The sequence below is a fragment of the Streptomyces sp. NPDC090106 genome (assembly GCF_044747265.1).
GTDB lineage: Bacteria > Actinomycetota > Actinomycetes > Streptomycetales > Streptomycetaceae > Streptomyces.
In genome coordinates this window covers 19,303-31,432 of the sequence record NZ_JBIVDS010000025.1, presented here as the reverse complement: position 1 = coordinate 31,432, position 12,130 = coordinate 19,303, and the positions used below count along the sequence as shown (strand labels likewise).

3 protein-coding genes are annotated in these 12,130 nt (G+C 65.6%); all 3 read right to left on the bottom strand.

Annotated elements, in window-relative coordinates; all coding sequences use genetic code 11:
• Positions 1-2 precede the first annotated feature (2 nt).
• The 3 genes from ACIPSE_RS44640 to pglW are packed head-to-tail and all read right to left on the bottom strand — an operon-like array spanning position 3 to position 12,068.
• The gene (locus tag ACIPSE_RS44640; RefSeq protein ID WP_401675412.1) at positions 3-3,899 is read right to left on the bottom strand and encodes a PglY protein; all 3,897 of its coding nucleotides are present in this window, start codon (positions 3,897-3,899) and stop codon (positions 3-5) included.
• Positions 3,892-7,626, bottom strand: coding sequence for a BREX-2 system adenine-specific DNA-methyltransferase PglX (gene pglX, locus ACIPSE_RS44635; RefSeq protein ID WP_401675409.1), 3,735 nt, complete (start codon positions 7,624-7,626; stop codon positions 3,892-3,894). The genes ACIPSE_RS44640 and pglX overlap by 8 nt, the downstream gene beginning before the upstream one ends.
• Entirely contained in the window at positions 7,623-12,068 is a 4,446-nt protein-coding gene (gene pglW / locus ACIPSE_RS44630; RefSeq protein WP_401675406.1) for a BREX system serine/threonine kinase PglW, read from the bottom strand. The genes pglX and pglW overlap by 4 nt, the downstream gene beginning before the upstream one ends.
• Positions 12,069-12,130: the final 62 nt, after the last annotated feature.

Genomic DNA, 12,130 nt, shown 5'->3' with positions numbered 1-12,130 from the left:
CATCAGTCCTCGCCGCCCGGCACGCTCGCGCTGTCGTCCTGACTTGCGTGCAGCACCTGCCAGTTGATCTCGATCTCGACGCCCGGGTGCGCGGTCGCATAGTCCCGGATCTCGCCCTGTACGTCGGCCAGAGCCCTGCTGAGTGCGGTTTCCAGGACACTTTCGCTGTCCGTGGCCTTCACCCGCCGAGACCGCCGGGTGGCGGTCGGAGTGGACGGCAGAGGCGACTGACCCTTCGTGGTCGGGCTGTCGTCCTTGGCCTGGGCAGGGGGGACGGTCGCCTCCGACTCGGCAGGCAGGGGCGGCGGGGGTGCGATGGGTGCCACGGGTGTCACCGTGCTGAGTCGCGCTGCCTCGTTGATCAGAGCCACGGCCTGGCCGCGCGCACTGTTCAGCACCGGGGCCAGATCTGTGTCGAACTCGTCGGTCCCTGCCGCGTCTGCTATCTCAGCGAGAAACTGTCCGGACCGGTCGGCGAGACCGTCCCCGCGCCCGGTGTACTTGCGTACGCTGTCGATGAGATCCCAGTCGGTACGCTCCAGCGCCTCCAGCACCCGCTGTGCCGAGGACATCGTCTTGGCCAGCACCACATCGGTGCTCAGATATGTCGCAGCCGCCAGGTTCCGTGCGAGTGGTGTCGCCTCCAGGTTCTGTTTGATCCGCGCCAGCAGATCGGCAGCGTCTCGCACTGACTGCTCGCGTGCGCTCAGTGCCTCGCCACTGATGCCGAGGGCACTTCGGTACCGGGTCAGTGCGCGCCGCAGCCCATTGACGGCAGCCTCGCGTTCCTCGGCCTTTGCACGAACATCCTCCGCGAGCGCGTTGACGTTCCTGGTGAACAGCACCTGCGGCACGCTCGTGCCGAACAGTGCGGCGGCCCGCGTGTGCGCCGCTGTGAACTCTTCCTCGCTGGGCCGCTCCTGCGCCCGTAGTGACCATCCGGGGCCGAACTGGTCGAGTGCGGGGGCCTGTTCGGCCTTGCCACGGTAGATCCAGGAGCGGTCGGAGAGCAGTGCGTACGTCGCGATCACCAGGTTCGAGACTAGCTTGTCAAGGCCCGTCCAGCCGAGTTCGGCGATCCAGGTGCGGATGTCCTCGACCGGGAAGTCGCCCTTCGCGCCGTGCTTGGCCGCTTGCTGGTCGATGTAGCGGCGCCAGTCTGTGGAGACGTTCAGCGGTCCGTCGTGCACCTCGCCCAACTCGAGGGGATGCACGATCCGTGCCACATCGGTCAGTTCGCGGCTGTCCACCACGACCCGGCGCGAGCCGTCGTACATAGCCTTTGCGATCCACCCGTACGCCATCTTGAACTTCGCGGGAGTGACCGGTTTGCGGCTCTCCTGGCGGTCGAAGTTCGGGTGCTTGGGATACATCGCGTCCAGCAGTCCGTCGGCGAGCTTCAGCAGGTTGTACTTGAAGGCACCGCCGCCCTGGAGCTGCGGAGCGTGTCCGGCATACAGCGAGTGGACGTGCTTGCCCTCGGTGACCTGGGCGCCGAGATCGGTCTCGTTGGCCTTGGCGATCCCGTACGCCTGGTGCAGCACCTGCCCCAGTTGCGAGACGAGAGTCTCGCGCTGCGCCTCCAACTGATGCTTGACGCGCACCTGGTCATCGGAAGACAGATGGGTCGCGAAGTCCTTCAACCGGTCGCGCTCCAGCAAGTAGTTGATCTTCAGGAGCCGGCCGAGCTGGGTCCCCCGCTGAGTAGAGAGGAAAGACGGTAGCCACACAACGGTTGGCGCGTCCGGCTTCTCCCGCTGCAACCGGAAGACCCGGTTCTCGTCAGCGCTGGGCAGGCCCTTGTCATCCTCGTCGAAGGGATAGTCGATGACGAAACGGATCCGGTCCGGCGCGGACGGCTCGAACTGCGTGTCGGGGAGGATCTGCGTATCGCGTACGTTCTCGAATACGAACTCGGCCATCCGCCGAGTGCCGTGCCAGACGACCTCGCGGTCGGCGACGAGCGTGCCGTTGTCGGCGATCACCAGCTCCCGCCACAACCACTCCTGCACCCACCGCTTGCGCGCGCCGAGAGTGTCCTTCTCACCGACGCTGTCCAGGATCGGCTCCACATCAAGGTCGGACAGATGCAGAGTGAACACCGGATCCACGTCGTTGCCGTCACTGCGCAGCTCGCCGGGGAACTGCGCCTGGAGCTCCTGCATCCGCTTGACCACGATCCGGTCCTCCTGCCCGGTGCGGGAGCGGATCGAGCCGTGGTTGAGCGCGGAAAGTCGCGGCCCTGTCAGCCGGGCGAGGGCCGGCACCTCCGGGGCGAGATAGGCGAGCAGCATCGTCTTGACGAACCGCTCGTCGGCCTTGAACTTGGTGTCGTCCGGAGAGCCGTACTTCTGCAGCAGGTGCTCCTTCACCTTGCCGTGGAAGCGAGTTGCCGCCTCCGCCTCGCTGCGCAGCCGGTCCGTGAACGCCTCGCCCATCCCTTCGGCTAGGACATCCCACAGGTCGCCCAACGGGATCAGCTCGCCGACCTTCATGTCTTCGCGCCGCTTATAGAGCATCTGCTGGAGCAGCTTGAGGCCGGTGCGCTCGCGCTGGAGAGCGCCGGAGAGCGCGACCAGGACATTGAGGAGGACGGGCGAGACCGGGTAAAGCGCCTTGAAGTCGGCCCAGTCGGCGTGAGTAGCGCCGTTGGCGTCGAGGAGCACATCGCGTACCGACTGGTTGGACGTCTCGACCCGGGCGAAAGCAGCTTCGAGAGCGGCCTTGGCTGCATCGTCCTTCGGCTTGAGGACCCGCTCCTTGATGATCTCCGGGAGGTTACGGTCTTCCAGACTGATCGGGTCGATACGGCCCGCCAGGTACTTGACCTGCTGCTCCAGATTCTTGGCCTCCGCGCCAACCGCGTCCGAGCCGATCAGCTCGGACAGGTCGCGCTGGCGGGAAATGAAGGAGACGACCGGCAGAGCGCGGCCACCTGTACTGGACTCAATCAGTTTGACCAGCTTGTTGACCTCGTCATTGACGAAGGTCCGCTCGCGCAGATGAGCCTGGAGCCAGAGGATCAGCTCGTCGAGGAAGAGGATCAGCCCGTCATAGCCAAGGGACTTGGCGTGCCGACTGATGATGTCCAGGCCGTTTTCGAGGGGCAGGAAGGCGTTCTTCGCGCCGAGCGCGCCACGGGAGTACGAGGAGTATGGGCCGGAGAGCAGTGCGGACGCCAGCCAGTCGCGGACCTGTTCGCCGGGGGCGGAGGCTAAGGCCAGGTCGAGGAGGGCGGGCGTCCAGACCTTTGGGGCCTCCTTGACGTCGAGGTCCTCCAGGTCGTTTTCGTCGTCGGCTTGCTGTGGGGCGGTGTTCGTTTCCTCCGGCAGCGCGGGGTTGCCGAGCCAGCGTACGAACTGCGTGTCGTCTGCGAAGAATTCCCGCTGGCGGCGGGCGTCGTCGAACATCGCGTCCGCCCGGTAGACCGGCGGCACAGGCGACTCCGGGTGCATCCGCCGAACCGTGCCGACGTAGCCGCCGAGGATCGCCGAGTCGAGGTCCGTCGCTCCGACGAGGTGGAACGGCACCATCAGGAACTTACGGTCCCGCAGCCACGTGTCGTGGTCCGCGATGATCGGCTGGAGTGTGGGCTTGGCGCGGGCGGCCGGGTCGTTGGACAGGAGTGCGTGCAGCACGGTCATGAAGTGGCTCTTACCGGAGCCGAACGAGCCGTGCAGGTATGCCGCATTGGACGACCCGGTCTGCACGGACACCTGTACGATCTTCAGCGCCCGACGGAGTGACTGCTCCAACTGCGGAGTGACCACATACTCGCGTACACGCTCGGCGGTCTCATCGAAGCCGCCGGACAGCTCAACCTTGAACGACCCGGCAAGGACGGACTCTGGCAGGTCCAAAACGTCCCGGAGGTAAAGGTCGCCGCTGCTGCTACTCATCGTCTTCCGCCGCCTTCTTCGTGGCCCTCGTTGCCGTTGTCTTCGCTGTTGCGATTGCCGTGCGCGCCCGGGTCTTCTTCGCCGGACGCCAGTCGGTGAGTGCGGCCGGGGTCAGCTCTTCGCGTGCCAACTCCCCGTCCAGGAAGCTCTGGAACTCCTCGGCGGCCGATTCCTCGCCCCACTCCTCGTCCACCTCGCCGAACCACTGCCGTAGCCACGGCATCAGTTCCGCGATTCCGGCGAGCAGTGGTACGAGACGTTCGGCGGGCCAGTCCTGCTGTTTGCGGCGCTCGGCGACGATGTTCAGCAGGGCGGTTGCCTGGTCGCGTTGGTCCCAGCCGGCCCAGCCAAGGAGGAGGGTCGGGTCGGAATCCGGGTTCGCGTCCGGGTAGGACACGAAGCGTTCCTTAGGGACGTCCAGCTTTCCACGGTTCGACCAGTAGGACTGCTTGACGAAGTCCGCGGCGGTGTACTTGGGAGGTACGGCGATATGGAGGCGCTCGCCAGTGCGGTCCTCCTTACGCTGCCTGTCCCAGACGTCCTCCCACTGCGAGCGCTTGCGAAGTCCGGTGTCCCTGTAGCGGTACGCGGCGAGATAGGGCACATACTCGGCGTCGACCACATCTTGGAGGACCTGGGCGAGGGAGAGGTTCGGCTTGCCGAGATGGACGGCATAGAGCGATGCGGTGTTAAGGATCGCGTCCGCGTCCGGGCGCCTTTCAAGTTCGTCTGCGAGCTGGCCGACGGTGAGGGCGCGGGGTTGTTCGAAGTCGTTGAGGATATGGAACCAGAGAGACCTGTCCTCGCACCGGTCCAGGAGCCAAGTCCGCAGAGCGTCCATCTCCCGCTTCTCCCAGGGGTCGGAAGCCCAGCGGCGCTTGCACTCGGGGCGCTCGATGAGGGCGAGATCGCGGCGTGCGGCGATCGTGTCGATGCGGGCTTGCACTATGTCTCGGTACCAGTCGGGCCAGTAGGCCGGGATCTCGGTGATGGGTGTGGATCCGTGCCGCGTGAACCAGGCGGTCTCCAAATCCCCGGCGGCTTGCTTGCGCGCCAGCACGATCTCGAACGCCCGCTGACCGAGTTTGACTTGGGGGGTGGTGGCGGCTGCGGGGGAGGGATCGGTCAGCCGAGTTTTCTCGGCATCGGTGAGTAGTTCGTAGGAGTGGTAGACCTCCCAGTCCAATTCCTCTTGCAGGGCGACCATCCGCTGGTGGGTGCGAGACCAGGCTTCGCGTGCGTCGTCGAGGCGCGCCCGGGTTGGCGACCCGACGGTGCAAATCGCTGAGGGCTCGTGCGTGGCCAACTCTTGCGCGAGGGAGTCGAGCGTGCGGCCAAGGTGGAGGGGAAGATGAGTGGGTAGAGGGAAGTCCTGTAGCTTGGTGCCTGTGAACTCGTAGAAGCGCTCCCATTCCTGGGATTTGAACCCCTCATTGACGCCCTGACTCCCCTTGTCGTGACTGACGTGCTTGAGCCAGAAACATGCAGTCGATGAGTTGAGCACGCCAAGTAATGCGAGATGTGCGCCCTCACTAGATCCCTCCGGCAGTTTAATTACTGGCGCAGTGCGGTTAAATAAACGCGCATCGGTATCGAGTGTGAAGTGATTGTGTGTGGAGACGAAGGCGAAGGCGAGCCCATTCGCGGTAGTGAGTTTGCTCGAATAATTTTCAAGGTGGCAGTACCACGGATAGTTGTTCTCAATTACCGTCTTGCCGAAGATGACGCGCTGAGCGAGTTGCGTACGGAACGGCCATAAGCTGTGCGTTGCGAGGTGGTGATTCGAAGCGATGATCTGCCGATTTTCTGGACCTGAATAAGGATTGCGCACTGTTACATAGTTCGTGAATCGGAAGTCTCGTACGGCATCGCCTGTAACAAGAGTTCGTGTCGCCGACTGATCTCTGAGTCGGTGCGCGGTGTTGAGGTCTGGAAGGAAGAAGGCATCGTCAGCACCAGTTGCTGTGGTTCGACCGATGCTGACGGTTCTGGATCCCAGCTTTTGTCGCCCTGACTCGACTCGTTCGGCGAGCTCCCCAGCTCCCCCGCCGTTTAGAGACCACGGAAACTCTGCGAGCTGGCTGCGCGAACAGTCGGTCGACGAGACCCATTCGCTCTCGCTACCAGGTCGATCGAGCTGCTCAGTGATGGCTCGCCAGACGAGACCGTCCTTGGCATTGCCTGGCTGTGACGGTTCGCCGCGGATCCCTAGAACTGCCCTGACCAAGTCGTCCTGATAGGCCAAGCGGTTTCGGCCGGCCAGGATGACTGTCGGTGTCCCATGCCCTGGGATGTAGGACCCAGACGTGTCAATTACATGCGTGAGGTCGACCTTCTGGTGGAACCAGTCGATCAATTTTCTGCCAAACTCCCTTTTCATGAAGGAGTTCGCCGTGATCTGGCCCGTGAATCCCGCCCTACGCTCCGATCCACTCGCGCGCACGGCCAGCTCGAAAATCCGCTGAGCGAACGGGACCGAAAGTGCGTATGTCCCACCGCAGGTGTCGTACGCATCCCTGTAGTTCCGGTTCTCCTGTTTGTCCTTTACTGTAATATAAGGCGGGTTGCCGACCACCGCATGATACGAGCTCTTGCCTAGAAGATCACAGTTCCGCACGAATTCATTGATGTCCTCGGTCCGGTATAGGAACTGCTTACGGCTGGAAAACAGGTCGTCGCCCACAACGCCAGCGTCCCGCCCGTGCAGCAGCGAGTCGCCCACCGCAATATTGATTGGGAATTCACCCAGCGCATCCAGCCTCGACTTCTCCGCCGCCTTCAGCACAGCCACCAGCAGCCGAAATCGTGCAATCGCCACCGCGAACGGGTTCTTGTCGCACCCGTGCACCGCGTCCAAGGCCCGCCTGATTAGTGTCCAGTCTCCCGCTACCTTGTCTGCCTCGCGCCACTTCGCCAGCAGTCGCTCAAACATCCCCAGCAGGAAGTGTCCCGACCCGCATGCCGGGTCGATCGTGCGGAGCCCCGCAGGGAGTTCGCGCACGGTCCCGTCCGCCTCGTGGATCGGGACGACCGGTTCCAGGCCGAACTCCTCCACCGCTGGCTCCAGCGTCAGGTCGAGGATGAACTCCTCCACGAACACCGGCGTCTGTAGCAGTGCGTACGTCTTCCTCGCGTGCTCGCTTAGGTCCTGGTACAGATCTCCCAGGAAGCGAGTGTCCAAGTCGTCGTCCACGAACGAATGAACGATCTCGCCGTCTGAGCCGACGCGCCGCCAGAACCTCAATAGGGCCGTTGCCGCCTCATATGAAGGCGCGATCTCCCACAAAGGATTGTGCAAGCGGTCGAAGAGTCCCGCAACCGTCGGGTTCGTTCCGGCTAGGTGGTCGAACGCTTCGACTATCCAGTCGCGGTCGTTCTTCTCCGGGTGCGCAGCGAAGAAAGCCGTGTCGTGGTCTTCCGCGTCCTTCAGGCGCTCACCGATACCTGCCAACCACGGACGCGCGATCAGCCTGTTGTCCTCGCAGAACCGCACGAAGACGCACCCCAGCACCCACGCCGCCGCCACCTGCGTGACCCGCTCGTCGCGCCATGTTTGGTACACGGCCGCCGTACGCCCCGCTGCGAAGGCGCGAGTGTATTCGTCTGTGAGCCGGTCCCGGTACTCCTCCACCGAGTCGCTGCGTGCCCGCAAGTCGTCCTCCAAGAGCGCGACCCGCTTGCGGAGGTCCTTCAGTAATCCATCCTGACCACTACCGCGCGCGTTCACTGCCCCAAACCCTCTCGATGTGCGGCCGAGACCGCGGCCAAGTCCTTCAGGAAGCCCTCGGTCAGCACGACGCGTTCCGCGTCGCCGCCGGTTATCTCTACTGTGCGCCCGTCCAGTTCAGGTCCGGCCTGCGGATTGTGTGAAGGCGTGAGTAACCACAGTCCGTGCGGCCGCCCGCCAGGCTTGCGCGCCCCGGATTGCAAGCCGACGAGCAGGTCGTGCCCACCCGCCTCGTAGTAGTGCGAGAGCAGCCCAGACGCGTGTACGAAAAGCACCGTCCCCGGCTCCCGTGAAGCCGCCTCCTCCAGCCGCGCAGCGACGCGTGGCCAGACTCGAACCACGAACGACCTCAGCCCTCCGGGGAGTTCGCCACTCCTTGTGTACCGGGTGTCCGCACCCAGCACCTTGGACCAGTCCGTGCCGTGTTCACCCGCCAGCGCCCGGAACTCCTCCAGGAAGACCCGCGCCAGGCTCACGGGAATGATCGGGAATGCCTCCGCCACCGCGTCTGCAACCGAACCCGTCTCACCCCGCAAATGCTTGACGTGGACGTTCAGCGCGAGGAACCCCCCCTCCCGTACTGCGGAGTCGAGCTTCGCGGCGAGCAACACGGACGGCTCGCGCCCAGCGGCGGCTCTCGCCGCCAGCGCGCGAGAGGCTCCGGTCACCGTGCCGGTGGAGGAGTACAGCCAGCTGCTGGCGGTCGCCGCTGAGACCGGCACCGGAGGCTTGAAGCGCGCCTCGGTTGTCTCGTACGTCAGCGGGAAGCCGGCCTTCTTGAGCGCGTCCTCGACCTCGATGTACGTGGGCTTGCCCAGCACCATCTCGGGGAAGCGGGAACGCAACCGAGCCAGCAGCCCCTCCAGGCTGATGCCGACCTCGCGCCGTACACCCGCCGCGGCCTGCGAGATCTGAAGGGCGCGCCACAGCTCCAATGTCCGGGGGTACAGCTCAAGCCGGGGCGAGGCCGCGGCTCCTACCGAGGTCGCTGCGGCCAGGGTAACGAGCCGGGCATCCGGGAGCGGGTCCATGCCTTCCGGTGTGCGCACCGCACGCAGGTCGCGGAGCGTCGCGGCGCGGTCCGGCAGCGGTGTAGTGGCGGCGATCTTCTCGGCCGCCTCGCCCAACTCTATGGCGTACGCGGCAAGTTCATCGGAAGTCGGATCGTCGGATCCGTCCAGCGACTCCAAGGCTACGATCAGCCGCCCCCGCCGCCGCATCTGCGCGAGCCGGGGCTCATGGTCCTCGTCGCGGCCTGTGAGCAGGGTCTCGGCGGCGACAGCGGCTCGCACGACGGCGAGGGCGGCGGCCTCCGTGCCCTCGGTGGATTCGCTCTCGGAGCCATGACCCGCGCTGAGTACCCGCGCCAGTTCGCGGGCGGTCATCACGCGTCCTGCATCCTGGACGGCTTCCACCAACTCGCCGCAAAGGAGGGTCATCCATTCCGCGGTGGCCCACTCGCCGATCGCCGAGCCGAGGTGTCTGGAGACCGTGTACTCGGAGGCTTTGACCGATTCCGAGACCTGCCGGTTGGTCGGCCAGGCGCCAGACTCCGACCTCCCATCGAGCCCGAGCCATGCCGCGACTACCTGCGGCCGCTTGTTGCCCTTGCGGCCGACCAGTACCGGGCTGAGGAGCGCGGCGAGCCTTTCCACATTCTGCCGAGCCTCATGCTCAGCGCCGAGCATGTCATCCGTCGCCGGCACCGTGGGCGGTACCGGCGCGGCCACGGCCTTGGGCTTCCTCGGCCGCAGGGCAGACGTCCACTGACGGTGCCGTCGGTTGAGCTCCTTCTTGACGACCGCGCCAATCCCACGCTTGCCCCGGAAACGGGGCAACGGCACATCCAGTAGCTCGCGGACTGTCACTGCGCCGAGTTCCTCAGCCACAGCCGCCGCCCGCTCGGTCAGCCCTGCATCCCGGAGTGTCGTTCCAAGCTTCGCCCTCTCCGCATACAGATCCCGGATGTCGTCCTCGGAGAGACCCTCCGGCAGCCCGCCGACCCCCAGTAGCGAGACGGTGTCGGTGGTCGGCGGAGGCTGGGTGCGGTCGGCCTCGGTGAAGATCGCCCGCCAGGTGTCCCGCATTTGCCGCAGTGACTCGAACCTGCGGTTGACGTCCCGGTGCAGGGCCCGCTCGAAGAAGGCTTCGAGGCCCGGCCTCAGGACCCCCACGAAGGCGTCGGCGGCGAGCAGCGGAAGCTCGTCTTTCAGGGCCGTGAGCGGATCGTCCGCGCCATTGCCCCATAGGGGGCGCTCGGCGGCGGCCATCTCGTGCAGGACGATGGCGGCGGCGTACCGCTCCGCGTAGTCGTCGTAAACAGGACGCCGTGCATCGCCCAGGAACGGATCGAGATAGCCGCGGGTGCCCGCCTTGATGTCCCGGTCGGAGACATTGGCCAGGGAGAAGTCGAACAGCACCAGCTGTTGCTCGTCGTCGTCCCGGACCTTGATCCCGAGATTGGAGGGTTTGAGGTCGCGGTGCCGCATACCTCTGGCCGCGAGGTCGTCCAGTGCGGTGAAAAGGTCCTCACCGAAGGACGCCAGCTCCTCGTAGCCCAGCTGCCCGTGGCTGGCCAGCCGCTGGCCGAGTGTTTCGGGGCCCGCGTACTCCAGAGCGAGGACGGTCCGGCCGCCAATGGTGCGAGGGCCTTCGTACAGTTTGACGATGCGTCCGCTGCTGATCTGTTGCAGGGCTGCGGCCTCGGAGGCGAGACGCTCGTTCTTGTCCGCGTCCAGGGCGACCTTGAGGACCCGCTCCTCCGCCGTCCTTGTACCGCGCTCGTCCTCGGTAACTCGTGTCACATACAGCGCACGTGCCGTGGCGCCCGAGCCGAGCACTCGCTCGACGGTCCAATCACCGTCGACGGCCTGACCAGGGGTGGCGGTGAGAGGGTCAGCCTCCACGGCGACGGCCTGGGCGGCGCTGGCCTGTTCGGCATCATCGAGTTGCATGAGGAAGGCGTCGGCCGAGTCCAGCCGGTCGTCGACGGAGGCCCGGGTGGATGCGTACACCAGCTCGTCGAGTCCGGCGTCCATGGCGTCGCTGACCGCATACATGTGCAGTCCGCCGTCGGCCGTGAGTCGCTCCTTGAGCGCGGTACGGGTCTCGGCGGGAGGCATCCCGGTCAGGATGTGATGCGCCACCGCCCCGATGCCGAAGACATCGAGATCCACCGGGTCCGGGTAGTCGGCGTCGGTCTCGGGCGCGAGGTAGCACTGGGCGGCATCCTCGATGTGCTCCCCAGTGAAGGAACTCTCGCCCAGCGAGCGCAGCGAGGTGGTGTCGAAGTCGCGGGCGGACGCCTGCCAGTCGATGATTCGCAGAACGGGGTTGCTGCCGTTCTCGCGTGCGCTGACGTACACCGAACGGGCCGCCAGCGCACGGTGGTACAGCGAGCGGCGGTGGGCGTAGCGGACGGCCTCGGCGAGTTGGCGCACCATGTCACGGCGTACGGCTTCGGTCAGTTTGGCGCCGTACACGGCAAGGTAGTTGTCCAGCCGCAGATCGCTTTCCCGGTGACGGAAGAGAATCGCAGGACCGCCCTGATGTTGGCGCAGGGCCACGGCCTGGGCGATACCTCGGTGAGTGATGCCCTGGAGCACCTGGTACTCACGCTCGGCGGCACGGCTCGTAGAACGCCGCTTCTCTTCGCTCGCCTGCTGCTCGACCAGGTAGATCCGGACCCGGCCCTCCTCGTGGATCATCTCCTTGCGTTCGGCGAGTCGGTCCTCCCAGGTGGGGCCCGCGTCCAGTGGGCGAGAGGAGAGCTTCCAGCCATCGCCGAAGTCCAGGTGAGCGGTCGATGCCCGCACCCCGATCTTCTTCATCAGCTCGGGCAGGTGCCGGGTGAAGTCCTCTCTGATCCGCCAGTTCTCGCGCTCCGGCGGCAGGCTGAGGAACTCGTCCCAGATTCCCGGGAGCCCGCTCTGAACGCCGTCACGTCCGTACACATGGGTGCGTTGGACCGTGTCCAGTTCGCTTTGGAGCAGAGGGTCGGAGAGGAAGATGGCGGGGTCGATACGGGGTACGCGCAGGCTCGGGTAGAGCTCACGGGCCGCTTCCTGGAGCCGGGATTTAAGTTCCTTGGACTTGAGGTTGGCGAGATGCAGAGGGTTGCGGATGGTACGGATCCGGCCGTCGGGGGCATGGAAGCTCCACGTGTCACCGCTGTTGGCGACCCGGCCGGGGTGCCCCTTCAGCTCGACCAGATACAGGCCCCGGGGCACGGCGATGAGCAGGTCGCACTCATTGATGCGGCCGCTCATGGCAGTGAAGGAGAAGGTCGACCACGAGTAGTGCGGGGCGGTGATCGGCATCCGCTGCTTGATGTGGTCGAGCGCAGCCTGTTCCCACGGAAAGGGGGAGGGCCGGGTTTGGTACCAGCGCTTCGGCTGGTGCTGGCCGGGCTTGGGGGTCGCCGGGCCGCCTACTGCCGCCACCGCCGCTCACGCACCTTTCGCAGCCGGCTCCGCTCGTCGGTACGACGTGTGCCGGTGCTACT